The 26,702-nt window shown below is 63.8% G+C and carries 28 protein-coding genes; 12 read left to right on the top strand and 16 right to left on the bottom strand.

The window, feature by feature from the left end; all coding sequences use genetic code 11:
- Nucleotides 1-19: 19 nt before the first annotated feature.
- Both RCO31_RS00970 and RCO31_RS00965 read right to left on the bottom strand, forming a co-directional pair.
- Nucleotides 20-772, bottom strand: a complete 753-nt coding sequence (locus tag RCO31_RS00970) for a glycerophosphodiester phosphodiesterase (protein WP_308966298.1) — start codon at nucleotides 770-772, stop codon at nucleotides 20-22.
- Nucleotides 773-779: 7 nt separating this feature from the next.
- Entirely contained in the window at nucleotides 780-1,247 is a 468-nt protein-coding gene (locus tag RCO31_RS00965; protein ID WP_308966297.1) for a RidA family protein, read from the bottom strand.
- A 203-nt stretch (nucleotides 1,248-1,450) separates the two neighbouring features.
- On the opposite strand from RCO31_RS00965, the gene RCO31_RS00960 reads away from it, so the two are divergent.
- The 3 genes from RCO31_RS00960 (at nucleotide 1,451) to RCO31_RS00950 (ending at nucleotide 3,560) form a co-directional block, all read left to right on the top strand.
- Nucleotides 1,451-2,338 (top strand): cell envelope integrity EipB family protein, encoded by an 888-nt coding sequence (locus RCO31_RS00960; RefSeq protein WP_308966296.1) that lies wholly within the window; start codon nucleotides 1,451-1,453, stop codon nucleotides 2,336-2,338.
- Between the two features lie 95 nt (nucleotides 2,339-2,433).
- Nucleotides 2,434-3,150, top strand: coding sequence for a helix-turn-helix domain-containing protein (locus RCO31_RS00955; RefSeq protein ID WP_308966295.1), 717 nt, complete (start codon nucleotides 2,434-2,436; stop codon nucleotides 3,148-3,150).
- A gap of 98 nt (nucleotides 3,151-3,248) precedes the next feature.
- Entirely contained in the window at nucleotides 3,249-3,560 is a 312-nt protein-coding gene (locus tag RCO31_RS00950; protein ID WP_308966294.1) for an EthD family reductase, read from the top strand.
- A gap of 75 nt (nucleotides 3,561-3,635) precedes the next feature.
- Here RCO31_RS00950 and RCO31_RS00945 read toward each other — a convergent pair whose 3' ends face one another.
- Both RCO31_RS00945 and RCO31_RS00940 read right to left on the bottom strand, forming a co-directional pair.
- Entirely contained in the window at nucleotides 3,636-4,922 is a 1,287-nt protein-coding gene (locus tag RCO31_RS00945; RefSeq protein WP_308966293.1) for a DNA polymerase IV, read from the bottom strand.
- Nucleotides 4,919-5,218 (bottom strand): DUF3572 domain-containing protein, encoded by a 300-nt coding sequence (locus RCO31_RS00940; protein WP_308966292.1) that lies wholly within the window; start codon nucleotides 5,216-5,218, stop codon nucleotides 4,919-4,921. The genes RCO31_RS00945 and RCO31_RS00940 overlap by 4 nt, the downstream gene beginning before the upstream one ends.
- Before the next feature lie 146 nt (nucleotides 5,219-5,364).
- Between RCO31_RS00940 and RCO31_RS00935 the strand changes: the two genes are divergently transcribed.
- Both RCO31_RS00935 and RCO31_RS00930 read left to right on the top strand, forming a co-directional pair.
- Nucleotides 5,365-5,730, top strand: a complete 366-nt coding sequence (locus RCO31_RS00935) for a response regulator (protein ID WP_308966291.1) — start codon at nucleotides 5,365-5,367, stop codon at nucleotides 5,728-5,730.
- Nucleotides 5,731-5,740: 10 nt separating this feature from the next.
- Complete coding sequence (locus tag RCO31_RS00930) at nucleotides 5,741-7,114, top strand: PleD family two-component system response regulator (protein ID WP_308966290.1); 1,374 nt, start codon at nucleotides 5,741-5,743, stop codon at nucleotides 7,112-7,114.
- A 180-nt stretch (nucleotides 7,115-7,294) separates the two neighbouring features.
- On the opposite strand, the gene RCO31_RS00925 is transcribed toward RCO31_RS00930, so the two are convergent.
- The 10 genes from RCO31_RS00925 to RCO31_RS00880 form a co-directional block, all read right to left on the bottom strand.
- Entirely contained in the window at nucleotides 7,295-7,696 is a 402-nt protein-coding gene (locus tag RCO31_RS00925; RefSeq protein ID WP_308966289.1) for an SRPBCC family protein, read from the bottom strand.
- A gap of 177 nt (nucleotides 7,697-7,873) precedes the next feature.
- Entirely contained in the window at nucleotides 7,874-8,041 is a 168-nt protein-coding gene (rpmG, locus tag RCO31_RS00920) for a 50S ribosomal protein L33 (protein ID WP_308966288.1), read from the bottom strand.
- A 134-nt stretch (nucleotides 8,042-8,175) separates the two neighbouring features.
- Nucleotides 8,176-8,946 carry an NUDIX hydrolase gene (locus RCO31_RS00915; RefSeq protein ID WP_308966286.1) on the bottom strand — a complete coding sequence of 257 codons (771 nt, stop codon included), beginning with the start codon at nucleotides 8,944-8,946 and terminating at the stop codon, nucleotides 8,176-8,178.
- Nucleotides 8,947-8,953: 7 nt separating this feature from the next.
- A complete protein-coding gene (locus RCO31_RS00910) occupies nucleotides 8,954-9,406 on the bottom strand; it encodes a DUF983 domain-containing protein (protein ID WP_308966284.1) in 453 nt (150 codons plus the stop codon).
- Nucleotides 9,403-11,766, bottom strand: a complete 2,364-nt coding sequence (gene rnr, locus RCO31_RS00905; protein ID WP_308966282.1) for a ribonuclease R — start codon at nucleotides 11,764-11,766, stop codon at nucleotides 9,403-9,405. The genes RCO31_RS00910 and rnr overlap by 4 nt, the downstream gene beginning before the upstream one ends.
- Before the next feature lie 19 nt (nucleotides 11,767-11,785).
- The gene (gene topA, locus RCO31_RS00900) at nucleotides 11,786-14,539 is read right to left on the bottom strand and encodes a type I DNA topoisomerase (protein ID WP_308966281.1); all 2,754 of its coding nucleotides are present in this window, start codon (nucleotides 14,537-14,539) and stop codon (nucleotides 11,786-11,788) included.
- Between the two features lie 213 nt (nucleotides 14,540-14,752).
- Entirely contained in the window at nucleotides 14,753-15,874 is a 1,122-nt protein-coding gene (gene dprA / locus RCO31_RS00895; protein ID WP_308966280.1) for a DNA-processing protein DprA, read from the bottom strand.
- 79 nt (nucleotides 15,875-15,953) lie between these two features.
- Entirely contained in the window at nucleotides 15,954-16,547 is a 594-nt protein-coding gene (gene plsY, locus RCO31_RS00890) for a glycerol-3-phosphate 1-O-acyltransferase PlsY (protein ID WP_308966279.1), read from the bottom strand.
- 130 nt (nucleotides 16,548-16,677) lie between these two features.
- A complete protein-coding gene (locus RCO31_RS00885; RefSeq protein WP_308966278.1) occupies nucleotides 16,678-17,985 on the bottom strand; it encodes a dihydroorotase in 1,308 nt (435 codons plus the stop codon).
- Nucleotides 17,986-18,001: 16 nt separating this feature from the next.
- Entirely contained in the window at nucleotides 18,002-18,955 is a 954-nt protein-coding gene (locus RCO31_RS00880; protein ID WP_308966277.1) for an aspartate carbamoyltransferase catalytic subunit, read from the bottom strand.
- Nucleotides 18,956-19,299: 344 nt separating this feature from the next.
- Between RCO31_RS00880 and RCO31_RS00875 the strand changes: the two genes are divergently transcribed.
- From RCO31_RS00875 to RCO31_RS00855, 5 genes are all read left to right on the top strand, one after another.
- The gene (locus RCO31_RS00875) at nucleotides 19,300-20,946 is read left to right on the top strand and encodes an acyl-CoA dehydrogenase family protein (RefSeq protein ID WP_308966276.1); all 1,647 of its coding nucleotides are present in this window, start codon (nucleotides 19,300-19,302) and stop codon (nucleotides 20,944-20,946) included.
- A gap of 90 nt (nucleotides 20,947-21,036) precedes the next feature.
- Nucleotides 21,037-21,804, top strand: a complete 768-nt coding sequence (locus RCO31_RS00870) for a CPBP family intramembrane glutamic endopeptidase (RefSeq protein WP_308966275.1) — start codon at nucleotides 21,037-21,039, stop codon at nucleotides 21,802-21,804.
- Between the two features lie 197 nt (nucleotides 21,805-22,001).
- Complete coding sequence (locus RCO31_RS00865) at nucleotides 22,002-22,367, top strand: hypothetical protein (protein WP_308966274.1); 366 nt, start codon at nucleotides 22,002-22,004, stop codon at nucleotides 22,365-22,367.
- Between the two features lie 322 nt (nucleotides 22,368-22,689).
- Nucleotides 22,690-22,935: a hypothetical protein gene (locus RCO31_RS00860; protein WP_308966273.1), complete on the top strand. Its 246-nt coding sequence runs from the start codon at nucleotides 22,690-22,692 to the stop codon at nucleotides 22,933-22,935.
- Nucleotides 22,936-23,202: 267 nt separating this feature from the next.
- Entirely contained in the window at nucleotides 23,203-23,535 is a 333-nt protein-coding gene (locus RCO31_RS00855; RefSeq protein WP_308966272.1) for a hypothetical protein, read from the top strand.
- A 52-nt stretch (nucleotides 23,536-23,587) separates the two neighbouring features.
- Here RCO31_RS00855 and RCO31_RS00850 read toward each other — a convergent pair whose 3' ends face one another.
- Both RCO31_RS00850 and ruvX read right to left on the bottom strand, forming a co-directional pair.
- Nucleotides 23,588-24,514: an AEC family transporter gene (locus RCO31_RS00850; RefSeq protein ID WP_308966271.1), complete on the bottom strand. Its 927-nt coding sequence runs from the start codon at nucleotides 24,512-24,514 to the stop codon at nucleotides 23,588-23,590.
- A gap of 2 nt (nucleotides 24,515-24,516) precedes the next feature.
- Nucleotides 24,517-25,005 carry a Holliday junction resolvase RuvX gene (ruvX, locus tag RCO31_RS00845; RefSeq protein ID WP_308966381.1) on the bottom strand — a complete coding sequence of 163 codons (489 nt, stop codon included), beginning with the start codon at nucleotides 25,003-25,005 and terminating at the stop codon, nucleotides 24,517-24,519.
- A gap of 195 nt (nucleotides 25,006-25,200) precedes the next feature.
- Here ruvX and RCO31_RS00840 point away from each other — a divergent pair, with 195 nt between their 5' ends.
- Both RCO31_RS00840 and gatC read left to right on the top strand, forming a co-directional pair.
- Nucleotides 25,201-26,277 carry a nitronate monooxygenase family protein gene (locus RCO31_RS00840; protein ID WP_308966270.1) on the top strand — a complete coding sequence of 359 codons (1,077 nt, stop codon included), beginning with the start codon at nucleotides 25,201-25,203 and terminating at the stop codon, nucleotides 26,275-26,277.
- 85 nt (nucleotides 26,278-26,362) lie between these two features.
- Entirely contained in the window at nucleotides 26,363-26,650 is a 288-nt protein-coding gene (gene gatC / locus RCO31_RS00835; RefSeq protein WP_308966269.1) for an Asp-tRNA(Asn)/Glu-tRNA(Gln) amidotransferase subunit GatC, read from the top strand.
- Nucleotides 26,651-26,702 lie beyond the last annotated feature (52 nt).

Raw genomic sequence — 26,702 nt, 5'->3', positions numbered from 1 at the left:
TGGCCGATGATCCCTCGCTTCAACTCTCCGGCACAAACCCTTCGAAAATCATCTGATCGGCGTATTGAGCGGCGCGCGCACGCTGGTCCTGGGTGCGCACCGTCCAGGTGAGGAGCGGGCAGCCGAACAACTTGCGAGCGATCCAAGGGGCGGGCGCAGGCAGCTCATCGACACGATAGGCGACGAAGTGCGGCTGCGTGCGAAAAGCGTGCCGGAGCGCCGTCATCTGGTGTCGTTGCGCGACCGAGGCCCTGGTCCATTCGTCCTCGTGATAGCGGCGCTGGGCGACAACTCCGCGCACGAGGGTGGGCGCGAGCTCCCTCAGCGCGATCACCTGATCCGGATCGAACGACATCGCAACGGCAGGGGCGCGGTAGGACGCCAACACCTGGGCCACACGTGTCACCAGCTTGCGGTCGCCGTCGAAACGGCTCTTCACCTCGATAACCAGCGCCACGCGTCCTGCGACCATATCGCCGAGCTCGCCAAGCGTGAGCATGCGCTCGGTCGTATCCTTGAACGGCACCTGCTTCAGCTGCGCCGCCGTCAGCGTGACCAGTGCTGCTCGGCCCTCATTCAGTCGTCCCAGGACATCGTCATGATGCACGACCGCTTCGCCGTCGGCGGTAAGCTGAACGTCGACTTCGATCGAGAAGTTGCCGGCGATCGCAGCCTCGATCGCCGACGGCATGTTCTCGATGATACCTCGCGCGCGGTCGTGCAGGCCGCGATGGGCCACGGGCCGGGCGGTCAGCCAGTCCGGCGCGCGCATTCTCTTCTCAGGCGAGTTCGAAGATAGCCTCGACCTCGACAGCAGCGTCAGCAGGAAGGGACGCGACGCCGACCGTGGTGCGCGCGTGTCGACCCTTGTCTCCAAACGCCGCCACCATCAGATCTGACGCGCCGTTCAGCACCTTGGGTCCGTCGAGGAAATCCGGCATCGAATTGACGAAGCCACCGAGACGCACAACGCGAGCGACTTTGTCGAGGTCGCCCACCGCCGCCTTGACCTGCGCCAGGAGGTTGATCGCACAACCGCGCGCCGCCGCAGCGCCTTGCTCCACGGTGACGTCCTTGCCGAGCTTGCCCTTGGCGATCAGCTTGCCGTCCGCACCGAGGCAGATCTGGCCGGAGCAGATCAAGAGGTTGCCCGTGCGGACGAAGCCGACATAGTTGGCAACCGGCGATACGGGCTGATGCAACACGATACCCTGCGTTGCGAGCTTCTGTTCGACTGCACCTGCCACGGGCCACCCCTTTCGTTCACGCTCGTTTGAGACTGATGCCTCTTTTTGCCCATCATATGGTCGCAAGCAAGGTGCGAACGATGTGCCCTCCACGAAAACCGCCCATTTTTGGACACCTCACAGCAAGTTTGCACCCCGGCGCGGTTGTTGCGGGCCGATTGTGGCCTCACTATTCTCGCGATTCGATGATCAACGGAGACTTCATGCCTTTGTCCGCGCGCGTTCCCGGCATCTTTGCGAAGTCCGGGCTAGGATCCGGCCTTTGTCTCGCCGTTTTGGCGGTCCCGTTGCTCGTGGACATAAGAGTTGCGACCGCTGCCGGTCCGGCGCCATTCCTCGCCCATCAGGCGGCCTACGACCTGTCATTGAAGACCTCGCGCCGCAGCCCGTCGATCGAGGCCGCCGAGGGGCGCATCGTCTACAATTTCTCTGGCAGCGAATGCGAGGGCTATACGACCGACTTCCGCCAGGTCTCACGGCTGAACACCGGGGAGGGCCGGACGGTGGTAAGCGACCTGCGCTCGTCGAGCTGGGAAGAGGGCAAGGGCTCGAGTTTTCGGTTCAGGATCGAAACGCGGATGAACAACGAAAACTCCAGCTCCGTGGACGGTGCTGCCGAACGCACGGCGAACGGCATCGTCATCAAGCTGAAGCAGCCGCAGACCAAAACCTTCACCATCGACAAGGCGACCGTATTTCCGACCGAGCAGGTGCATCGCATCCTGGACGCGGCGCGCGCCGGCAAATCGATCCTTGAGCTCTCCGTCTATGACGGTTCCGACAACGGCGAGAAGATCTACAACACGCTGACGGTGATCGGGCAGCCGATCCCGGGTGAGCGTGCGCCATCGCACCCGGATGTCGGCTCTGGTAATGAGGCGCTCAAGAGCTTGGCGCGTTGGCCGGTGACGGTGAGCTATTACGACCGCGCAGCGAAGTCGGGTACTGGCGAGCAGACGCCGGTCTATGCCATGTCGTTCGAGCTTTACGAGAATGGCGTGTCGCGCGCGCTGACGCTCGACTACAACGACTTCGTCATCACCGGCGCCATGAGCAAGTTCGACGTCAAGACGACCAAGCCCTGCAAGTGACGGGCCGGCTCCCGAAGCCGAACGTTAGAACCGAGACGCCAGGCGGTCCGGAATCCGGACCTGGCGTGGCGCCCCCTCCGTGCTAAGCTTTCGTCATGGCAAGCTACGGTCAGTTCTGCGCCATGGCACGCGCGCACGAGGTGTTGGGCGGACGCTGGACACTTCTGGTCGTGCGCGAACTCCTCTGTGGAAGCCGGCGTTTCAACGATATCCGGCGCGGCATTCCGCGGATCTCTCGCACCATGCTTTCGGAACGCTTGCAGACATTGACGTTCGTCGGAGCGGTGGCTCGCAGCGACGGCGAGCATGGTCCTGAATATGCGCTCACACAGGCTGGCGAGGAGTTGGCAAGCGTCGTGAGCGCGCTTGGTACCTGGGGGCAGCGTTGGTTACCGCGGCATGCTGCAAGTGAGGACGTCGATCTCGAACCGCTGCTCGTCGATATGCAGCGACGTGTTTGCTTCGATGCGCTGCCGAAAGATCCGATGGTGGTGCGCTTCGAACTTCAGCGCAGCCAGCCGCGCTTCATGTTGCTGAAGGCAGCGGAAGCGTCCGTCTGTACGCAAAACCCGGGTTTTCCCGAACCTCTGCGGATCCGTGGTCCGCTGGCCGCGCTGGTTGCGTGGTGGCGCGGCGATACGAGCTTTGCCGAAGCGCAACGCGGCGGATTGGCGATCGAGGGCCCGCGGACGCTTGCGCGCGCGTTTCCGGGCTGGTTTGCGCGCTACCAGTTCGCACGCGTCGCGCCGACTCTGCAAACACGCGAACTGCAGCGTCGCCGGGTCGCTCATGCGGACAAGCGCCATCGCTGACGCGCGCGCCCTCGGACAAGTCCGGAATTCGTACCCCACAGCGGCCCGCGGCGGGCGCATAACCCCGCAGGTTGTCACACCTGAAGAGGAGAGAACCTGTGACCGCTCATCTGCTTATTGTCTATCCCACTCCGAAAGACCCGCAGGAGTTCGACCGCGCCTATCGCGAGCAGCATCTGCCCTACGCCGGGCCGCGGCTCAAAGGCGCGGCCAGCGTCGCGACCAAGCGTGTGGTCGGCCCGGCTTACGCGATGCCGCCATACCACCTGATTTCAGACGTCACCTTTCCATCAGTTGACAGCTTGAAGGCCTGCGCCATGTCGGACGAGGGCAAGGAAGCGTTGGCTCACGCCGCCTCAATCTCGTCCGGCGGCAAGCCGACCGTCATGGTCGTCGTCGACGACAAGTGAACGAAATCGCGACCCGGCCTGCATTGTTCTTGCGTCAGGCCGGGTCGTGAGGGTCAAGGCGAGCCACGCGACGCATCATCCCTGGCCGTTTTTCGCAGGCCCCTCATAGGCGATCCCGCGGATTACCGACCCTTGGCCGAAACGTTGGCGCAACTCGTCCATCGCCCGCTCAGCGTGCGCGCTGCGGCGATCGAGCAGATCGGAATCTTCCGCTTCGGACGCCGGCCGCAAGGCGCTGACGCCAGCTCCAATCAGGCGGAACGCCGTTCCGTCGATCTCCTTGGCCAGAAGTTCGCGGGCAGTCGAAAAGATCCGGTTGGCCAGTTGTGTCGGCCCGCCAATTGATTGCGCACGTGTGCGCTGGCGAAAGTCAGCGGTCTTCAACTTCAGCGTGATCGTGGAGCCGGCCAGCTCGACCGATTTCAGCCGCGACGACACTTTCTCGGTCAATTGCCAGAGGATGCGTTCGAGGCTTGCGAGGTCGCGCAGATCGTTCTCGAACGTCGTTTCCGCCGAGACCACCTTGGTGTCGCGGTCCGGCTCCACCTTGCGATCGTCGATGCCTCGCGCGAGCCGCCACAACCGTCGCCCTTCGGGGCCGAACTGCTTCATCAGCTCGATTTCATCCGCGCGCTGAAAATCCGAGATCAGGCGAAAGCCATGGGCTTGCAGCCGCTGCTGGGTGGCGGGTCCGACGCCATAGATGAAGCTCACCGGTTTTCCCGCCAGTAACGTCTGCCCGTCCGTCTGATCGAGCACTGCAAAGCCGCGCGGCTTGTCGAGGTCGGACGCGATCTTGGCGAGGAATTTGTTGCAGGAGAGGCCGACCGAAACCGTGATGCCGATTTCGCGCTGCACGTTGAGGGCGAAGCGCGCCAGCGTCAGCGCCGGGATCGCGCCGTGGATGCGTTCGGTGCCGGACAGGTCAAGGAATGCTTCGTCGATCGACAGCGGCTCGACCAGCGGCGTCAGCGCCTGCATCGCGCGACGCACCTCGCGTCCGACACGGACATATTTTGCCATGTCGGGCTTCACCACGACCAGTTCGGGACACAACGCGCGTGCCTTGAACATCGGCATCGCCGAGCGGACGCCGAATGTGCGCGCGATGTAGCAGGCCGCCGACACCACTCCACGCTTGCCACCGCCGACCACGACCGGCTTGTCGGCAAGCTCCGGATTGTCGCGCTTCTCGACGGTGGCGTAAAAGGCGTCGCAGTCGATGTGGGCGATCGCCAGCGAGGCAAGTGCGTGATGGCGCAACAGGCGCGGCGAGCCGCACTGCCTGCACCGTGCCGTCCGCGTGTCGACCGTCGTCAGGCAGTCGCGGCAGAAGCCGGTGGCGGGCGGCGTCACGGTCACGGCACGTCGCGCTCCCAGGTTGGTCCGCCGAGCGCCTCGCGTGCGGCGATCAGCTGGCGTGGCTTGATGCCGTTCGCTGCACCGAAATCGTCGATCAGGCCCTCGTCGCTAAGAATGAAATCCAGCACGCCGACGAGAAACGCCTTGTCCTTCGCAGCGGTGCGAATCGTCTCCGGACCGAGGCCGGTCTCAGCCAAGAACCGACCGAGACGCGCCGGTTCCTGGGCAAGGAAGGAAAGGGCCCGAATCGCCAGTGTTTCAGCGACTTGGCCCGGGGTGAAGTCCCGCTTTGTCATCGGTTGAATTTGCCTTTCCGTAACCTATCCTTTCTATTTTGAATTATCTTGCCACGCTGGCTTTGGCGTGGCGAACCGTTTTGCGCCGACAGCCGGCAATCAATCAGGCCGACAGCGGGCAATCCATCGAGAATGAGGAGGACGGGATGGCAAAAACCGTCCTTATCGTCGAAGACAACGAGCTCAACATGAAGCTCTTTCGCGACCTCCTCGAGGCGCATGGTTACCAGACGGTTGGCACCAACAAGGGTATCGAGGCGCTCGATCTGGTGCGCCGTCACCGTCCGGATTTGATCCTGATGGATATCCAGCTGCCGGAGGTCTCCGGACTCGATGTGACGCGCTGGATCAAGAACGATCCCAACCTTCGCTCCATTCCGGTCGTCGCCGTCACGGCGTTTGCAATGAAGGGCGACGAAGAACGCATCCGCGAAGGCGGCTGTGAAGCATATCTGTCTAAGCCGATCTCGGTCGGCAAGTTCATTGAAACAGTTCGACATTTTATAGGGTAGGGGGACGCAAATGTCCGCGCGCATACTGGTTGTCGATGACATTCCTGCCAACGTAAAGTTGTTGGAAGCGCGGCTCTCAGCCGAGTATTTCGACGTCGTGACAGCCTCGAACGGCAAGCAGGCGCTGGAGATCGCCCTGCGCGCCGAATGCGATATCGTTCTGCTCGACGTGATGATGCCGGACATGGACGGCTTCGAGGTCTGCCGCCGGCTGAAATCAGACCCTGCGACCCATTTCATACCAGTGGTGATGGTCACTGCGCTGGACTCGCCCGCCGATCGCGTGCGTGGGCTGGAAGCAGGCGCCGACGATTTCCTCACCAAACCCGTCTCCGATGTCGTGCTGATCGCGCGCGTGCGGTCGCTTACGCGGCTGAAGATGATGACCGACGAACTCAGGATGCGCGCGATCACTTCGCACGAGATCGGCATCCAGAGCCCGGAGCGCGAGGCGGTCACCGATCAAGGCAAGGGCGGGCGGATCCTTCTGGTCGACGACCGGCCGGCCTCCTACGAGCGGCTTGCGGCCATGCTGACGGAAGAACACAGCGTCGACGTCGAGCCTAATCCGGCCGAGGCGTTGTTTCATGCCGCCGACGGCAACTATGACCTTTTGATCGTCTCGCTCGGCCTGGAGAATTATGACGGCCTCAGGCTGTGCAGCCAGGCGCGCTCGCTGGAACGGACGCGGCACGTGCCGATTCTTGCGATCGCCGACGCTGACAACAGCTCGCGCCTGCTGCGCGGGCTGGAGATCGGCGTCAACGACTACCTGCTGCGACCGGTGGACAAGAACGAACTGCTGGCGCGAGTCCGCACGCAGGTCCGCAAGCGCCGCTATACCGACCACCTGCGCGACAATGTGCAGAACTCGATCGAAGCCGCGATCACCGACGCGCTCACCGGGCTGCACAACCGCCGCTACATGGAAAGCCATCTGGTGACGCTTGCCGAACAGGCCGGCGTGCGCGGCAAGCCGCTGGCGCTGATGGTGCTCGACATCGACTACTTCAAGTCGATCAACGACAGCTACGGCCACGATGCGGGCGACGACGTTCTGCGTGAGTTCGCGGTGCGCATCCGCAAGTCGATCCGCGGTATCGATCTCGCCTGCCGTTTCGGTGGCGAGGAGTTCGTCATTGTGATGCCCGAAACCGACATGCATGTTGCGGGCGTGGTTGCCGAGCGCTTGCGCAAGTCGATCGCGGGAGAACCGTTCACGATCGAGAAGGGTGCAAAGCGCATCGACGTGACCATCTCGATCGGCATCGCGACGCTCGACCGCAAGGGTGAGCCGATTGCGGCCGTTCTCAAGCGCGCCGATCAGGCGCTCTATCGCGCCAAGCGCGACGGCCGCAACCGCGTCGTGCTCGACGCGGCTTAGCAGTCGGGCGAATAAGCACGTCATTGCGAGCGAAGCGAAGCAATCCAGTCTGATTCTGCCGCGAATGCCGCGCTGGATTGCTTCGTCGCCATAGGCGAGCGAAGCGACGCCGTTCTTCGAACGGCTATAGGCGAGCGAAGCCGACGCCGTTCTTCGAACGGCTATGCCTCGCAATGACGGCTACGGCGTCTTCCGCGCCAGTGCCTTCTGCATGGCGGCTGCGCCAAGGTCCATCTGACCGCTGATATAGGGTGCAAGATCATTCGGCAGCACGTCGGTAATCCACGTCAGTCGCGTGCCACCCTTGCCGTCGTCGAACACCTGTGCGGACGCGCTGTGCTGTTTGATGTGATCGCTGACCACTGCGTAGACGAGACGCCGTCGTTCGCGGTCGCTCGTCACCAGAAATTCACGCGCGACGGAACCGTTCGAAAAGGTGACCGTGCGCGCCTCACCGTCGAATTCGCAGGCCGTGACGAAGCCGGGAACAAGGCGCTGATGCAATGCGCCGAAATCTTCGAGCGCGTCCCAGACCTCGGCCGGACCGGCGTCGATCGAAACGTCCTTGATGATGGTAGCCATGGCTCTCTCCGTTGTGGCATCCCGCGGAGATATTGGGCCGGAAGGCTGCCGTCTGGCCGTTTTCGGACGCGATCGATTCGAAAGGGGTCGTCACGCGGACAAACAAAAACGGAGCCTTTCGGCTCCGTTTTTGCACTTCACCCCATAACGCCCGGACTGTGCGAGCGCCTGCGAATGCTACTTGATCTTCGCCTCGACGAACTCGACGTGCTTCTTGGCGACCGGATCGTACTTCTTCTTCTTCAGCTTGTCGGTCATCGTGCGCGAGTTCTTCTTGGCAACGTAATAGAAGCCGGTGTCGGCGCTCGAGACGAGCTTGACCTTGATGGTGACGGCCTTGGCCATGATGCGAACCTCGAATGCGGCAAAAACAATGAGGGCGGGAAACCCCGCCCAATTGGCCGGCAACCTAGCCGGGAATGGCCTAAAGTCAAGGATTTAGGGGGCCGAAAATGGCCCGCTTTTGCAGGGATCCCGGGCTATTCGACGTTTCCGGGCAGCATATCCATCTGCATCTTGCCGCCGTAGAAGTGGAAGAACGGAATCGGCGCGTCATGGCGCAACGGCCCCGTCGCCAGCCGGATTTCGAGCTGTTCCAGCACCTTCACCGTCATTGGATGCATGTTGGCGAGCGGTTTCGAGCCGATTTCGACCCACACCAGTTCGACCAGTTCCGCATCGGCGTGAACAATGCCCGGCACCCGATGGGTGATGGCGGACGCATCCGCCGTGAAGAAGCGCGTATCGAAGCGTTTGACCCGCCCGGGTGGCGTGATCGCCCGCGCGATCAGGTAGAGCGAGGAGGGGTCAGGCAGCAGCCCTGCCTCGCCGAATGGCTTCCAGCTGCCCTCGAATTTTGCCGTTTCGCCGTTTGCGGGCTTGCCAAGGCAGAGCCCGGTTTCCTCGCAGGCTTCGCGGATCGCCGTATTGGCGAGCGCACGGGCCCGGGCACCAGAAATCTTCGGACTGCCCTGCAGGAGCCGTGCTTCGAGTGCCGAAGGGATGGGCGCTGCAACCTGGATCTTGTTGTCCTTCGGATCGACACGTCCGCCGGGAAACACGAACGCTCCCGGCATGAACACCACCTTGTCGTGCCGCTTGCCGACGAGCACCTTCGGTTTGGCCTCCGATCGATCGATCAGGATCAAGGTGGCCGCATCCTTCGGACGGAAGTAGGGATGCTTCGTCGTGTCTTCCCGGTAATTTCCCGGATTGGGCAGGTTGGAACGCTGCTCGGCCGTCTCGGTCATTCGCCCCTCAAGTCTTCTTATCTCTCAAACCCGCTTCAAGCGGGTCGGCGGGACCGTTTTCGTCGAATCCGTGCATGCGAAAGGCCCATTGCAGACCGACAATGGCGCCTTTGATCGGCTGGAGCAATGCCAGCGACATGCCCAAGGTGAGGGGGAGCCATACCGCAAGGTGCACCAGATAGGACGGCTGGAAATTCTGCTCAACGGCCAGCACCAGCGGCACGATGATATGGCCGACGATGACGATGACGAGATAGGCGGGCAGGTCATCGGCGCGGTGATGATGAAAATCCTGCCCGCACACGCTGCAGCTGTCGCGCGTCTTCAGATAGGCGCGGAACAGCTTGCCTTCGCCGCAGTTCGGGCAGCGGCAATGAAAGCCGCGCAGCATCGCCGCAAAAAGATCGCGCTTCGGCGGGGCGCCGGCTTGGTTGGTCCAGACTTGCTTGGCTTCTGTCATCGCCGGTCTCGCTTGCCTTTCCGCTTCGCCTTCGGTTTCGACGTGTGGGTCTTCGAGCCGCCACCCTTTTCGCGGCGTTTTCCGGCGACGAACGACCGCTCCTGGCGATCGCGTTGGCTTCGCACCTCGTCGTCTCCGCGGCGTCGTTCCTTCCAGCCGCGCCGCGGTGCCATGGGCGCTTCAGACAGGAGCTCGAACCGCAAGGCGCCGGCGACTGGCGCCGCTTCTACCAGACGAACCTCTACCGTGTCGCCCAGTCGGTGCATGGCTCCGCTGTGCTTGCCGATGAGCGCATGGCGCGCCTCGTCGTACTGGTAATAGTCTTCCCCCAGCGTGCGCACCGGGATCAGCCCGTCGGCACCGGTGTCGTCGAGTTTGACGAACAGGCCGGCGCGGGTGACGCCGGAAATGCGGCCGGCGAACGTCGCACCAACACGGTCGGCAAGGAAGTGCGCAATCAGCCGATCCGTCGTTTCACGCTCCGCTTTCATCGCACGCCGCTCGGTCGCCGAGATATTCGCAGCGGTCTCGGCCAGCGTTTCGAGGTTCTCGGTCTCCGGCAGGGCGCCGGCGCCGAGGGAGAGCGCGCGCACCAGCGCACGGTGCACGACCAGGTCGGCATAGCGCCGGATCGGCGAGGTGAAATGCGCGTAACGGCGCAGGTTCAGTCCGAAGTGGCCGTAGTTCTCTGCCGCATATTCGGCTTGCGCCTGGGAGCGCAGCACGATCTCGTTCACCAGCGGCTCGGAATCGTGGCCTTTGGCCTGCCGCAGCGTGCGGTTGAACATTTCCGGGCGCATGGCGCCGGTCTTCGGAAACGAGATGTCCAATGTTTGCAGGAACTCACGCAGGGCCACGACCTTCTCGCGGCCCGGCTCGTCGTGCACGCGATAGATCAGCGGCGTCGCCTTCTTCTCCAGCGTCTCCGCGGCGGCGACATTGGCGAGGATCATGAACTCCTCGATCAGCTTGTGCGCGTCGAGCCGTTCCGGGGTGATGATGCGATCGACGGTACCGTCGGCCTTCAGCAGGATCTTCCGCTCGGGCAGGTCGAGATCCAGCGGCTCGCGGCTGTCGCGCGCTTGCTTCAGCGCTGCGTAGGCGTCGTACAGGGGCCGCAGGATCGGCGCGAGCAGGGGGCCGGTGCTGTCATCGGGGCGGCCGTCGATGGCCGCCTGCGCCTGCGCGTAATGCAGCTTCGCCGCGGAACGCATCAGGATGCGATGGAACGTATGTGAGCGCTTGCGTCCGTCCTTGGCGACCACCATGCGCACCGCCAGCGCGCCGCGCGCAGCGCCAGGGACAAGCGAGCAGAGGTCATTGGAGATGCGCTCGGGTAGCATCGGCACGACGCGATCCGGGAAATAGACGGAGTTGCCGCGCTTGACTGCTTCGTGATCAAGGGCCGAGCCCGGCCGCACATAAAACGACACGTCGGCGATCGCAACGGTAACGACGAAGCCGCCGCGATTGTCCGGATCGGTATCCGGCACCGCATGAACAGCGTCATCGTGGTCCTTCGCGTCGGGCGGATCGATGGTGACGAGCGGCAGATCGCGCCAATCCTCGCGGCCTTCGAGGGTTGCGGGCTTTGCGGCATCGGCTTCCGCCAGCGCGGCCGGCGGAAACACGTTTGGAATCTCGTGCGCGTGGATGGCGATCAGGCTCACAGCGCGTTCGGTCTTCAAGGAGCCGAGCCGCTCTTTTACCCGGCCCGACGGCAGGCCATAGCCGCGTCCGCGCACCAGTTCGACGGAGATCAGATCGCCGTCCTTTGCTTCCATGCTGTCGCGGGTGGCTATCGCAAGTTCACGGCCGATGTTCTTCTTGTCGATCGGCACCAGCCTGCCATTGCCGTCGGGCAGGCTGCGGAAGATTCCAAGCACCCGATGCTTCAGGTGATCGAGCAGCTTGATGATACGTCCGCGCGGATGGGTGACTTCGTCCTGATCGTGTGCGTGCTCGATCCTGAGCAGCACGCGGTCGCCGATGCCGCCGGTGACGCCTGCATGGGCGCGGCGGGAGACATGGACGTGAATTTTCGGCGGGCTGCCACGCTCTTCGTCCCACTCGGTGGGGACAGCAATCAACTCGCCGTCCTTGTCGCGGCCGACGATATCGGCGGCAAGCACCGGTGGCAGCTCGCCGGTGAGGTGCACGGTCTTGCGGCCGCGGCGCGAGACGACGCCGTCGTTGGAGAGCTCGCGCAGCAACCGTTTCAATTCGATGCGGTCGGCATTCTTCAGCCCGAAAGCACGGGCGATTTCACGGGTGCCGGTCTCGCCCGGTTGCGAACGAATAAACGCGACGATCTCGTCCCGTGAGGGAAAGTTGGCTTCGGCGTCGCGTTTGCGTTTCACAATCGTCCGGCGGCCTTCTCTAATGCGCAGCCTTGCCTGCGGCCTTCTTTGCCGGCGAAGCCTTCGCGACAACCGGAGCAGCCTTGTTCGTCACGCCGCCGCGCGCTTTCGCGGCGGACTTCTTGGCCGCACCGGATGCCGCCGGCTTCGCGGCCTTCTTCGCCTTGGGCGCGGCCTTCTTTGGCTTCCCGGCCGGCTTGGCCGCAGCCTCGACCGTCGCTCCGCCGTTCGCCTTTTTCGGCGCGGCCTTTTTGGCTTTCGGCTTGCCCTTGCCTGCGCGCGCATCGATCAGCTCGATCGCCTGCGCGAGCGTGATGGTCTCGGGCGTGATTTCAGCCGGCAGCGTCGCATTGGTGCCGTCGTGCGAGACGTAGGGTCCGTAACGGCCGTTCTTCACGGTGATGACACCGCCGTTCGGATGATCGCCGACGGGTTTGCCCGGATCCTTCTGGAAGCGCCCGCGTCCCGGACCCTTCGCCACCTTCTCGGCGATCAGCGTCACCGCCCGATTGAGACCGATCGTGTAGACGTCGTCGCCAGCTTCGAGGCTGGCATAGGTCCTCTCGTGCTTCACGAACGGTCCGAAGCGGCCGATACCAGCCGTGATCGGCTCGCCGGTTTCCGGATGACGGCCGATCTCGCGCGGCAGCGAAAGCAGCTTTAGGGCCAGTTCAAGATCGACGTCGCCGGGCGAGGTGCCCTTCGGAATGCCGGCGCGCTTCGGCTTTTCGCCCTCGCCGACATCCTTCTGCTCGCCGAGCTGGATGTAGGGGCCGAAACGGCCAGACTTCACTGCGACGTCGAGGCCGGTCTCCGGGTCCTGGCCGAGCACGCGGTCGCCGCCGTCATCGCTGGCCGCGAGGGGACGCGTGTAGCGGCACTCGGGATAATTCGTGCAGCCGACGAAGGCACCGAACTTGCCGGCCTTCAGGTTCAGCCTGCCGACGCCGCAGTTCGGGCATTGCCGCGGATCGCCGCCGTCCTCGCGAGGCGGATAGATGTGCGGGCCCAGCATGTCGTCGAGCACGTCGAGCACCTGCGTGATGCGCAGGTCCTTGATCTCGTCGACCGCACCGATGAAGCCGCGCCAGAAATCCTTCAGCACGTCGCGCCAGGCGACCTCGTTGTTGGAGATCTTGTCTAGCTGATCTTCCAGCGACGCCGTGAAGTCGTATTCGACGTAGCGGGCAAAGAAGTTCTCCAGGAAGGCGACGACGACGCGTCCCTTGTCCTCGGCATACAGGCGCTTCTTGTCGAGCTTGACGTAGCCGCGATCCTTCAGCACCTGCAGGATCGAAGCATAGGTCGAAGGTCGGCCGATGCCGAGTTCTTCCATGCGCTTCACCAGCGACGCCTCAGAGAAGCGCGGCGGCGGCTCGGTGAAATGTTGCGTGACGGCGAGGTCCCTGCGCTCCAGCGGCTCGCCCCCGCTCATCGCGGGCAGGCGGCGGCTATCGTCGTCATCCGAGGCGTCGTCGGTGTCTTCCTGGTACAGCGTGAGAAAGCCGTCGAACTTGATGACCTGGCCGGTGGCGCGCAGCTCGAGGGTGCGCGCCCCCGCTTTAGCGGCGATGTCCACAGTGGTGCGCTCGAGCTCGGCGGATTCCATCTGGCTTGCGATCGCGCGCTTCCAAATCAGCTCGTAGAGCTTCGCCTGCTCCGTATCGAGCTTCTTTGCCAAGTCGCGGGGGCGCCGCGACAGGTCGGTCGGGCGGATCGCCTCATGCGCTTCCTGCGCGTTCTTGGCCTTTGTCTGATACACGCGCGGAGCGTTCGGCACGTAGTCCTTGCCGTAGTCGTCGCCGATCACCTTGCGGGCCTGCGTGATCGCCTCGGTAGCCATCTGCACGCCGTCGGTTCGCATATAGGTGATGAGGCCGGTGGTCTCGCCGCCGATGTTGACACCTTCGTACAGGCGCTGGGCGATACGCATCGTATGCGCCGGCGCGAAGCCGAGCTTGCGACTGGCCTCCTGCTGCAGGGTTGAGGTCGTGAAGGGCGCGTACGGGTTGCGGCGCGCGGGCTTGGCCTCGACGGTCGTGACCGTGAAGTTGGCCGCTTCGATCGCCTTCCTGAAATCCTCAGCCTCGGCACCGGAGCCGATGTCGAGCCGCTGGATCTTCTTGCCGTCGGCGCCGACAAGGCGGGCCTCGAAGGTCTCGCTCCTGGGCGTCGCGAGCGTCGCCACCAGCGACCAGTATTCCCGAGGGACGAACTTTTCGATCTCGAGCTCGCGGTCACAGACGAGCCGCAAAGCGACCGACTGCACGCGGCCAGCCGAACGGGCGCCGGGCAGCTTGCGCCACAGCACCGGGGAAAGCGTGAAGCCGACGAGATAGTCGAGCGCGCGGCGCGCCATATAGGCATCGACCAGGGCGCCGTCGATCTTGCGCGGATTCTTCATCGCGTCCGTCACCGCCTGCTTGGTGATGGCGTTGAAGACGACGCGTTCGATTTCCTGATCCTTCAGCGCGCGCTTCTCTTTCAGCACTTCCAGCACGTGCCACGAGATCGCCTCACCTTCGCGATCAGGGTCGGTGGCGAGGATCAGCTTGTCCGCTCCCTTTACCGCCTTGGCGATGTCATTGAGCCGGCCGGAGGCCTTCGGATCGACCTCCCAAATCATCCGAAAATTTTCTTCTGGATCGACCGATCCATTCTTCGCCGGAAGGTCCCGAATATGGCCAAACGAGGCCAGAACCTCGTAGGAGGGGCCTAGATATTTGTTGATCGTCTTGGCCTTGGCGGGCGACTCAACGATGACGATATTCATGCAATTCCAATAGCTTGGGAGTGGAATGGGCGGCGGCAGCGCAAGACTCGCCAGGGCCCGTTGCCGCGGAACATGGTGGTAGACACCCCCGCTGTCAAATGACGTGCAGGTAACATGCGATTACTCTTGGTTGTATTCACCCGAAGAATGTAATTCTGAGTAGCGAAAAATATGGCCCAGTGCCGGCCATCCGGACGGGCTTTCCTGTGCGCTTCAGGTCGGGTGCGGCAGCTCCTTCAGGGCGACCAGTCCGCCGCCGTGCCGCTCCAGCCGCCCGGCCAATTCAAGTTCGAGCAGGACGACCCGCACGATGGCGGCGGACGTGCCCGACATGCGGATCAAATCGTCAATGCCGACCGCCGTTGGACCGAGCAGGGCGACAATCCGCGTGCGCTCCGAGGTGTCCGGCGCGGAACGAAAGCCCTCGACATCAGGCTCCCTCAATCCCGTCTCGATCGGCCGGGAGAGGATTGGATTAACCACGGTAATAATGTCTGCCGCCGAGGTGACGAGGGTGGCTCCTTGCTTGATCAGATCGTTAGCGCCGGCTGAACGCGGATCGAGGGGTGAGCCGGGGACCGCGAACACCTCGCGCCCCTGTTCGGCCGCCATCCGGGCCGTGATCAGTGAGCCCGAGCGATGGGCCGCCTCGACGATCACGACGCCGACCGCGGCACCTGAGATCAGGCGATTGCGGCGCGGAAAATCGCGGGCGCGCGGCGCGTGATCGAGCGGCATCTCGGTGATCGCCGCGCCGGCGCCGCCGACGATCGAAAGCAGAAGGTCCCGGTGCTCCGGCGGATAGATCTCGTTGTGACCACCGGCGAGAACCGCCACGGTGCCGCTCGCAAGGCTCGCGCGGTGCGCGGCCTGATCGATGCCGCGCGCCAGTCCGGAAATAATCATGAAGCCGGCCTGACCGAGTTCATGCGTCAGTGCTTGCGCGAATTTCATGCCGGCAGCCGACGCATTGCGGGAGCCGACGATCGCGATCATCGGCCGCATCAACGCATGGCTGTCGCCGCGGATGGCCAGCAGCGGCGGCGCGTCGTCAATAGTCGCAAGCCGGGGCGGGTAGCCGTCCTCGCCGTCGGCGACGAACCGGATCCCCATCCTGTGGGCGTTGTCGATCTCTCGCATTGCGTCTTCGCGCGAACAGATGCGTCCGCCTGCCGAGGCGCCGCCGCGTCGCGCAAGCTCCAGCAGCGCCTTCAAGGCGGCGCCTGCGCTACCGGTATGCCTGAGAAGGCTGCGAAACGTGCGTGGCCCGACATTGTCGGAACGGATCAGTCGCAACCAGTCGATACGCTGTTCGTCGGTGAGGGGCGGAGTCATCTTTCGGGCGAAATACACGGGTGCTGAAATATCGTGTCGATCCTATCACGCCGCTACGGATTGCAATCGAGCGTCTCGATCACGCCTTTGCGCCGATCTTCGATTCGCTCCCCGACATGAGTTTCGCAATGTTGCTCCGATGCATGAACCAGAGCAGCAGCGTCAGGAACGCGAACAGCAGCGCCAGCGCCGGGTGGCCGAAATACCAGAGCCCGAACGGCGTCACGAGGCTCGCGATCAGTGCTGCCGCCGAGGAGTAGCGCGTCAGCAGCGCGACGACGATCCACAGCGCGCAGAATGCGATCGCCGCAGGCCACAAGAGGCCGATCAGCAGACCAATATAGGTCGCAACGCCTTTGCCGCCCTTGAAGCCCAGCCAGACCGGAAACAAATGGCCGAGGAACGCGCCAAGCGCGGCGACGAGAGCACCGTCAGGTCCCGCAATTTGGCCGCCGACGAGCACTGCGACCGTGCCCTTCAATGTGTCACAAATCAGCGTCGCGGCGGCGAGGCCCTTGCGGCCGGTGCGCAGCACGTTGGTCGCGCCGATGTTGCCGGAGCCGATCGAGCGCAAATCGTCGGTGCCGGCGAGGCGTGTGAGCAGGATGCCGAACGGGATCGAGCCGAACAGGTAGCCGAGCACAAGCGCGGTCGCGAGCTTCACGGTCAGCATGGCGCGGCATTCCTCCGTCTTGTCGCTAAAGCGGGCATCCCGGACGCCGCCGCCTCATCGAGGAAGTCTCCGAAGCTCCTCAAGTGCCGGATCGCCGCCTGCGCGGCAATACCGCTTGTTTGTCCAACTCCTACGGCATCGCTCTTTGAAAGACGGTACGGCCGCCCGCGATCGTGCGCACCGCTCCGCCCATGAACTTTGCCTCATCGAACGGCGTATTCTTGCATGATGAGCGCAGCTTCGCGGGATCGACCACCCACGGCGTGTCGAGATCGATCACCACCAGGTCCGCCGGCGCGCCGGGCTTGAGCGTTCCGCCAGGCAGGCCAAGCAGCTCGGCCGGGCGCGTCGACATGGCGCGGATCAGCGCCTTCAGGTCGAGCTCGCCATTGTGCACCAGCCGCAGCCCGGCCGGCAGCATTGTCTCGAGCCCGATGGCGCCGGCCTCGGCTTCTTCGAACGGCAGGCGCTTGGTCTCGACGTCCTGCGGATTGTGGTCGGACATCACCGTGTCGATCAGCCCTGATGCGACGGCAGCGGCGAGCGCGGCGCGGTCGGCCTCGGTGCGCAGCGGCGGCGACAGCTTCAGGTAGGTGCGGTAGGGACCGATGTCGTTCTCGTTCAGGTTGACGTGGTTGATCGAGACGGATGCACTGACCCTCAGCCCGGCGTCCTTGGCGCGCTTCAAGATCTCCAGCGACTCGATGCAGGTGAGCGAAGCGGCGTGATACCTGCCACCGGTGAGCGCCACGAGGCGCATGTCGCGCTCCAGCATGATCGCCTCGGCGGCGGTGGGGGTGCCGACCAGGCCGAGGCGCGCTGCGAACTCGCCTTCATTCATCACGCCTTCGCCGACAAGGTTCGGGTCCTCGGTGTGATGCACGATCAGCGCATCGAAATCCTTGGCGTAGGTGAGGGCGCGACGCATCACCATGGCGTTGGTGACGCTCTTGCCGGCGTCGGTGAAGGCGACGGCGCCGGCTGCCTTGAGCAGGCCGATCTCAGTCATCTCCTCGCCGCGCAACCCCTTGGTCAGCGCCGCCATCGGTTGGACGTTCACGACCGCGGTGTCGCGCGCGCGGCGCAGCACGAAGTCGACGGTGGCTGAATTGTCGATCGCCGGCGAGGTGTCGGGACGGCAGACGATGGTGGTGATGCCGCTCGCCGCTGCTGCCGCGCTCGCCGACTCGAAGGTCTCTCTGTGGTTTGCGCCCGGTTCGCCCGCGAATGCGCACATGTCGATCAGGCCGGGTGCAACGACCTTGCCGCCACAATTGATGATGTCGGTGCCTTCCGGCACGCCGGCCGCGCCGATGCCACGCCGCGCGTCGCGAATGATGCCATCGGCGATCAGCACGTCCCCTGGCTCGTCCACACCACGCGATGGGTCGACGAGCCGGGCGTTGGCGAGCAGGATGGGGCGGCGGTCCGTCAGCATGGCTTGCTTGCCCGCCCTATGCATTTGGAAGGTTGCGCGCGAGCGCCTCGAGCACCGCCATGCGGACGGCGACGCCCATCTCCACCTGTTCGCGGATTAGGGATTGAGCCCCGTCGGCGACCAGCGAGTCGATCTCGACGCCGCGATTCATCGGCCCCGGATGCATGACTAGCGCGTCGGGCTTCGCATAGTTCAGCTTCTTCTGATCGAGGCCGAAATACTGGAAGTACTCCTGGCTCGACGGCACGAAGGAGCCGTTCATCCGTTCGCGCTGCAGCCGCAGCATCATGACGATGTCGGCGCCGTTCAGTCCCTCGCGCATGTCGCGCGCAACCTCGACGCCCATCCGTTCAATGCCGGGCGGCAGCAGCGTGGAGGGGGCGACCACCCGCACCCGCGCGCCCATAGCGGTCAGCAGCAGGATATTGGAGCGGGCAACGCGCGAATGCATCACGTCGCCGCAGATCGCGACCGTCAGCCCTTCGATGCGCCCCTTGTTGCGGCGGATCGTCAGGGCGTCGAGCAGGGCCTGGGTCGGATGCTCGTGGGCGCCGTCGCCGGCGTTGATCACCGAGCCGTCGACCTTGCGGGCCAGGAGTTCCACCGCGCCGGAGGCGTGGTGGCGCACGACGAGAATATCCGGGTGCATGGCGTTCAAGGTGGCCGCCGTATCGATCAGCGTCTCGCCCTTGCGCATGGAGGAGGAGGAAACCGACATGTTCATCACGTCGGCGCCCAGCCGTTTGCCCGCGATCTCGAACGAGGATTGCGTGCGGGTGGAGGCCTCGAAGAACAGGTTGATCTGCGTGCGGCCGCGCAGGTAGGTCGTCTTCTTTTCGATCTGCCTGTTGAGCTCGACGAACTCTTCCGAAAGGTCCAGGAGGCCGGTGATATCGGCGACGGAAAGGCCTTCAATCCCCAGAAGATGCCGGTGGCCAAGGACGAAGGACGATTTCGGAGCGGCGGTCATTAAAGCAAGTGCTATAGGAGCAGACGTATCGCGGGGCAAGGCCGATTTCGCTGGATCTGCGCCTGTCCCCAGGCTGACGCCCCCCATAGGCGAGCGAAGCGACGCCGTTCTTCGAACGGCTACGGGCGAGCGAAGCGACGCCGTTCTTCGAACGGCTACGGGCGAGCGAAGCGACGCCGTTCTTCGAATGGCACGGGCGAGCGAGCCGACGCCGTTCTTCGAACGGTTATGGGTCGAATAGGCAAAATTCGCATCTTCTTTGACCGTTCCCTCCGGATTGGAAAACGTTCCTTTGCGGCCTATGATTTTGCCTCCCGGCAACGCGTACGAGACCAGGATTTGCCATGGCAATCGCTCGTTTCGAGACCCATGACGTCTTCAATCAGTCGCCGCCGTTCGAAGACGTCGACCTGTTCTTGCTGGACCGGCCGCTTGCGGAGGCGGTGGCGGCGAATGGCGGTGGCGCCGCCCGGTCCGAACTGTCGGCATTCGGCAAGGAGTGGGGATCGGCCGCAATGGCTGCAATGGCCCGCGCGGCAAACGAGAATGCGCCAAGGCTCCGGCCGTTCGACTCCAGAGGATTTCGGCGCGACGAGGTAGAGTTTCATCCGGCCTATCATGACCTGATGGCCCACAGCATCCGCGCCGGCCTTCACAATTCGACGTGGACTGCCCAAGGCCAGCCGGCGGGGGCGCCGTCCGAGGTGGTTCGCGCCGCGAAATTCTATATGGCCGCTCAGGTCGAGACCGGGCATCTGTGCCCGATCACGATGACGCGCGCGTCGGTGGCCGTGCTCGGAGCGTCACCTGCGTTGCTTGGCCGGACGATGCCGATCATCGCCAGCCGCAGCTACGATCCCTCGTTTGCGCCGTGGTGGAACAAGCGCGGCATGACGCTCGGAATGGGCATGACCGAGAAGCAGGGCGGCACCGACGTGCGCGGCAATGCCACCCGCGCAGAACGCGACGGAGACGCTTTCCGCATCATCGGCCACAAGTGGTTCATGTCGGCACCGATGTGCGACGCCTTCCTGGTGCTGGCGCAGGAAGACGCCGGGCTCGGTTGCTTCTTCATGCCGCGATTTCGCGGCGACGGTTCGATCAACGCGATTCATTTGCAGCGGCTGAAGGACAAGCTCGGCAACCGCTCCAACGCCTCATCCGAGGTGGAATTCACGGACGCCTATGCAGAGCGCGTCGGCGAGGAGGGCAAGGGCATCCGCACGATCATCCAGATGGTGCAGCTGACGCGCCAGGACTGCGCGATAGCTTCCGCAGGGCTGATGCGAAGCGGGCTGGCGCATGCGCTGCATCACGCCCGCCATCGCAGCGTGTTCCAGAGGCATCTCGCCGACCAGCCGCTGATGCAAAGCGTGCTCGCCGATCTAGCCCTGCATGTGGAAGCGTCCGTTGCGCTCGTGATGCGTCTATGTCGCGCGTTCGACCTCGCCGACCGCAATCCGGGCGAGGCGGCGTTCGCGCGCCTGATGACGCCGGTGGTGAAATACTGGATCTGCAAGAGCGCGCCCGGATTCCTGTTCGAGGCGATGGAATGTCTCGGCGGCAACGGCTATGTCGAAGAGGGCGTTCTCGCGCGGCATTATCGCGAAGCGCCCGTGAATGCGATCTGGGAGGGTTCGGGCAACGTCATGTGCCTCGATGTTCTGCGGGCGCTCGCGCGGGAGCCGGATGCGGCGGCCGCCGTGCTGGAGGCGCTGCGCGCCGAGGCCGGGGAGTTCGCCGGCACCGACGAAGCTGCAAGCCTTGTGATGTCGGCGTTTCAAAAGGCTGATGCCGAGCGGATGGCCCGCCATGCGGTTGAGACACTGGCCCTGTTGGCGGCAGTGGCAGCGCTCGGCGCCGTCCATTCCTCACACGCCGGGCTGTTCGCGCAGACGCGGTTGAAGGCTGCCCATGGCGGCATTTATGGTGCGGCGGATCTTTCAGCGGCAGACAGTCGATCTCTGCTCGAGCGGGCATTGCCCGCGTGAAACGGCCAGCGTAGGCGGGCAAGGCGCGCCGCGGCGGCGGTTCTGAACCAGGCGAGCTCGGAATGCGACCAAGTGCCGAAGAGGTCATGCATGTCGTCCGCCGAACTTGCCGTCGTCCCCACATCATCTCGAGCGAAGATGCCGCGCACCTGGAAGTTTTTTGGCACCGCCCTTTGGGGTGCTCTCGCATTTCTTGCGATGTCGGCAGGTCAACTGATCGCGATCCTGATTGCGGTCAACCTCAATGGCGCCGGTGGCATCAATGAGCAAAGCATAAAGGCCGTTGCCGGGCACGGAGCCGTGGTTGCGGGTTCGGTGCTGCTCGGTCTGCCCGCGGCGCTCACGGTTCTGTGGCTTGCCACGCGCCTGGCGCGCCGCTCGTTCGCGTCCTACCTGGCGTTGCGACGGCCGCTTGCAAAGGAGATCGTGTTCGGGCTCGCCGCGTCGGCCGTGCTGCTCGTGGCTCTCGATGTGATCGCCTGGTTCGCCGGCTATCCGCTGTCACCGGACTTCGCACTCGACAGCGTCCGGTCGGCGCGCGACAGCGGCACAGTCTGGCTGGTGATGCTCGGCTTCTGCGTCGGCGCGCCGATCGCGGAAGAGTTCATCTTCCGCGGCTTCGTGTTTCGGGGCTGGTCGGCGACATTCCTCGGTCCGGTCGGCGCGATCGGTCTGTCCTCGGCTCTGTTCGCTGTCATTCACCAGCAATATGACTGGTTCTATATCGCGGGCATTTTCCTGATCGGCGCATTGTTCGGATATCTGCGCTATCGCTTCGGTTCGACCTGGCTCACCGTCATCACCCACGCCTTCTACAATCTGATGGCCGGGCTGCAGGCGTTGTGGCTCATCAACTAGAATCCTGAGCTGATCAGGTTCGCGTCGTTCTGGCCCTCGCAAGGTCACCGCGCGATGACGAAGATTTCATCGTGCGGTACCTTATTCCTCGCAAGGCACTGAAACCATTTACGAAGCCGAGCGTTGCGGTTCGCAAGCAAGGCCGTGCCGGCTGGATATCCGTTCAGGCCTCCGCGGCTTGTCATCAGGAGATGAGCATGACCACGACGAAGTGGAAACTGGCAACGGCATTGGGCGTGGCGGGAGCGATCGCGCTTTCGGTGCCGTCAGCCGAAGCGCGCAACGGACGTAACGCCGCAATTGGTTTCGGTATTGCGGCCGGTGTATTGACGCTCGGCGCTATCGCGGCCGCCGCGTCGCAGCCTCGCTATTACGATGACTATGGCTATGGTGGCTACTATGGCGGGCCTTATGCCTACTATGGCGGACCCTATGCGTATGGTGGATCGTATGGCGGATATTATGATCCGTACGCCTACAACACCTACTACGGTGGATATGGCAGCTATTACGGCAACCGGCGTGGCCAGATTCCGGGCACCAACTGGAATCCGAACCAGTGACATCGACACGCCATCCATGAAGGACGGCCTGCGCCAGCTGCAATTAGAATTCGTGTAAAGCTCGCGTTGAACAAGATCGAAAAAGAGGCTGCGGCGCAGCCTCTTTTTTTGTTTGCCGCTCTGTGCGCGATTTTTCTGTCGCCGATCGCGTCCGACGGAGCATGAACTTTCAAGCGCAGCGCTCACCGATTGTTTACAAGTTAATCAATTACAAAAAGTTCAATGCGCTGCATCTTGTGCAACGCCGATGACACAGCCACCTCGAAGCCGCAGCGCGCGACGACATGTTCGATTCCGCGCGCTTCCCTTCAAGGAGCCAAAAATGATCAGCATCAACTCAAAACTCGCGGTGATCCTGGGTGTGGCAGGGGCAATCGCGCTGTCAGCGCCGTCGGCGGAAGCGCGCACCAAGCGCACCTCAGCGAAAGCCCATAATGCTGCGTCCAGCGCCCCCGTCGTTCGCCAGCCGTCGTTCCGGGCGACCTATGGCTTTGTGCCGGGGCCGGCAGGCGGAGGCATCAATTTCAACGATGGCCGCAACGGCGCCAACTACAATCCGAACCAGTAAGCACATCATGGCGTATTCAGGGGAGGCCGCAACGCGGCTTTCCCTGACCATCCGCGGCGGCGGCGATTTGCGTCGTTAATGCGAGCGAAGTTGGGATGGGCTCTAAGATCCGCGCTCACCGATTATTGAGAGCACGCAGGTTACAAAAAGTTCAACGCAGCGTCTCTTGTATCCCACGACTGGCGAGATCACCTCCCGCGCGTGCCGTGGCCCGGCTGAATCTTCTATTCAGGCTTCCGCGGCACGTATCGTCAGGAGGAAGAGAAAATGATCATCAGCAGATGGAAACTAGCGACGGCCCTTGGCGTCGCAGGTGCTGTCATCCTTTCCATCGCGTCGGCTGACGCGCGGAGCGGACGTCATCCGATGAACGCGTATGGCGCAGACCAGGCCCCTGTTTACGGCGGCGGTCCGTATGCCTACCAACCTGATGGCGCAGGTCCGTACGTCTATCGACCCAATGGTGGCCCATACGCCTATCAACCATCGTTCGGCGATTCCTATAATTCCAGCTCCAGCCCGTCGACCGGATATTTCGGCTCCGGAACGTTCAGCGACGGCCGACGGGTCCCTGGCACCAACTTCAATCCTAACCAGTGATTGCTGAAACCATCGACGGCAGGAGGGAGGCTGCGTCGCGGTCTCCTTCCGCCTATCTGGCCAGTGAAATGACGATCGGCATCGTCAGCACGGCGAGTATCGTCTGAAGCGTCAGGATCTGTGCGAGCAGGGGCGCATCGCCACCAAGTTGCTTTGCGAGCACGTAGGCGTTCGATGCCGCCGGTACCGATGCACAACAGGCGACAACCGCAAGGTTCACGCCCGACAGCCCGAAGAGCAGGGCGTAGCCGATTGCGATCGCCGGCATTGCGATCAGTTTGAGAAACACGGTGAACGAAGCCGCGATACCGGGGCGGATCAGCTCGCCGATGCGCAGGCCCGCGCCGACGACCAGAAGCCCGATGGCCAGTGACGAACGCCCGAGCGCATCGGCGAAGTCGTGCACCACCTGTGGCATCGGCAGCCGCGACAGGTTCAGCGCCAGGCCGATCACGCAGGCCCAGATCAAGGGGTTCTGCGCGATTGCCAGCAGCATTTGCGGCCAGGCCAGCCGCTGCGGCCGGGCATAACGCGCCAGCACCGCCACGCTCATGACGTTGAGAACCGGAATCATCGCCACCATCGCCACCGAGGCGAGCGCCACGCCAACATCGCCGTAGAGATTGTTGGCGACGGCGAGCGCGACGAAGGTTTGCCAGCGCGTGGCCGCCTGGAAGATCGACGTGAACGCCGGGCCGTCGACGCCGAGCGTTGCCGCAAGCGGCCGCCGCAGCGCGAGGCAAAGGGCCGCCATCGTCAGCACTGCCAGCAGCAGCGCGCCGCCCACGTCGGCGATCGGTACGGACGAGAGATTGGCGCGCGCCAGTGTGTCGATCAGCAGGGCGGGAAACAGCACGAAGTAAACCAGCCGCTCGAGGCCGAGCCAGTGAGCATCTTCTTTGAGCATGTAGCGGCGCAGCGCAAAACCCAGCACGATAAGCAGGAAGACAGGAAGCAACGCGGCAAGAACAGCGGCCATGCTTATCTGCCGCTTGCGCGCGCGAGAGTTGCGAGACGGTCGAGCGCGCCTTGCAGGATGAAGATCGCCGCGTGCTCGTCGATCACCTTTGCGCGCTTGGCGCGACTGACGTCGGCGGCAATCAGCTCGCGCTCGACGGCGGTCGTGGACAGCCGCTCGTCCCACAGCGCGATCGGCAGTTCGGTCAGCTTGGCGAGATTGCGCGCGAAGGCGCGGGTCGACTGCGCGCGCGTACCTTCACTGCCGTCCATGTTGATGGGCAGGCCGAGGACGATGCCTGTTGCCCTTCGTTCGGCGGCGAGTGCCAGTACACGCGCGGCGTCGGCGGTGAAGGCCTTGCGGGCGATGGTCTCGACGCCGGTGGCGACGCGACGGGCGGGATCGGACACCGCAACGCCAATGGTCTTCGTACCGAGATCAAGGCCGATCAGCGCGCCTTGCGCAGGCAGGTGGGCGGCAGCTTCGGTTAACGGCAGGACAGGGGCGGGCATGGCTTTGCGTAACATCGGGCGGCGAGGAAGGTCAAAGGTGTCCTTGTCCTCCCGCGGGATCTCGCACACCGGCTCGCCAACGAGGGGGCGTGAAATCATCGTCTCTCCAGCACCATGCAATTCCGAGCTGCTTGAGCAGGCTTGAACTGCGGCCGTCATTGGGAGCAATGTGCGCCTTTCTCAGGAGGGTTCGCCATGTGGCCGGATCGCAGATTGCTCGATCTTTTCAAGATCGAAGTGCCGATCGTGCAGGCGCCGATGGCCGGTGCGCAGGGTGCCGAGATCATGATCGGCGCGGCACAGTCCGGCGCGCTGGCGTCCCTCGGATGCGCAATGCTTCCGGTGGAAAAGGCGCGTGAGCAGGTCAACATCGTCCGGCAGCGCGTCTCTGCGCCGCTCAACATGAACTTCTTCTGTCACAAGGCAGCAGAGGTGGAGGCCGAAGCGGAGGCGCGCTGGCGAACGCGGCTCGCGCCCTATTTTCGCGAGCTCGATATCGATCCTTACGCGCCGATCGCGGCCGCCAATCGGGCGCCATTCGATGCTGCGATGTGCGAACTGGTCGAGGAGTTGAAACCGGAGGTCGTCAGCTTTCACTTCGGCCTGCCGGACAAGGCGCTGCTCCGCCGCGTGAAGGACGCCGGCTGCCTCGTCATAGCGTCAGCGACGATCGTGCGCGAGGCGGTCTGGCTGGAAGCGAACGGCGTCGATGCAATCATCGCGCAAGGTGCCGAAGCTGGCGGCCATCGCGGCATGTTCCTGACCGACGACATCGCCAATCAGCCGGGCACATTCGCGTTGGTGCCGCAGGTGGTGGATGCGGTGCGCGTGCCCGTGATTGCGGCGGGCGGCATTGCCGATGGACGGGGCATCGCCGCCGCGTTTGCGCTCGGCGCAGCGGGCGTGCAGATCGGCAGTGCCTATCTGCGATGCCCGGAGTCGCTGGTTGCGCCGCTCGTTCGCAAGGCGCTCGCCGAAGCAAGCGATGACTCGACGGTCATCACCAACGTGATGACAGGGCGTCCGGCACGCGGCGTGGTCAACCGCGTCATGCGCGAGGTGGGCCCGGTCGCACCGGAAGCTCCGCCATTTCCACACGCCGCGACGGCGCTGTTCCCGTTGAAGACCGCAGCGGAGAAGCAGGAAAAAGTCGATTTCACCAATCTCTGGGCGGGACAGGCCATCCCGCTGGGACGAGAGATGCCGGCCGCCGACCTGACACGGTCGTTGGCCCAGGCGGCGCTGCAGCGGCTCGAGCAGATGAAGGGTTGATTTCCCGCCTGCCGGGGACGGTTGCAGCGCAAAAGCCAAGTCTGTTATAGCCGGACATCCCCAACCGGGGCCGGAGACATTATATATGGCAGTCGACGCAGCCGCGACCCGGCGGATCGCGCATCTGGCGCGGATCGCGGTCAAGGACGAGGAACTTGCTCACCTGCAGGGCGAGATCAATGCCGTGCTGGCATTCGTCGAGCAGCTTCAGGAGGTTAATGTTGATGGCGTCGAGCCGATGACCTCGGTGACGCCGATGGAAATGAAAAAGCGCGAGGACGTGGTGACGGACGGCGGCATCGCCGACGCCATCGTCGCCAACGCGCCGGCCTCGGAGAACCACTTCTTCGTTGTGCCGAAGGTTGTGGAATAGCGTTCACATAGTGCGCTGGATTTGACGTTCGTACATCATTGCTGCGAGTCCT

Source organism: Bradyrhizobium sp. LHD-71 (assembly GCF_031157255.1).
In the GTDB taxonomy this organism is placed as follows: domain Bacteria; phylum Pseudomonadota; class Alphaproteobacteria; order Rhizobiales; family Xanthobacteraceae; genus P52-10.
The sequence above is the reverse complement of the archived record's forward strand: the minus strand, read 5'-3'. Positions and strand labels throughout refer to the sequence as shown.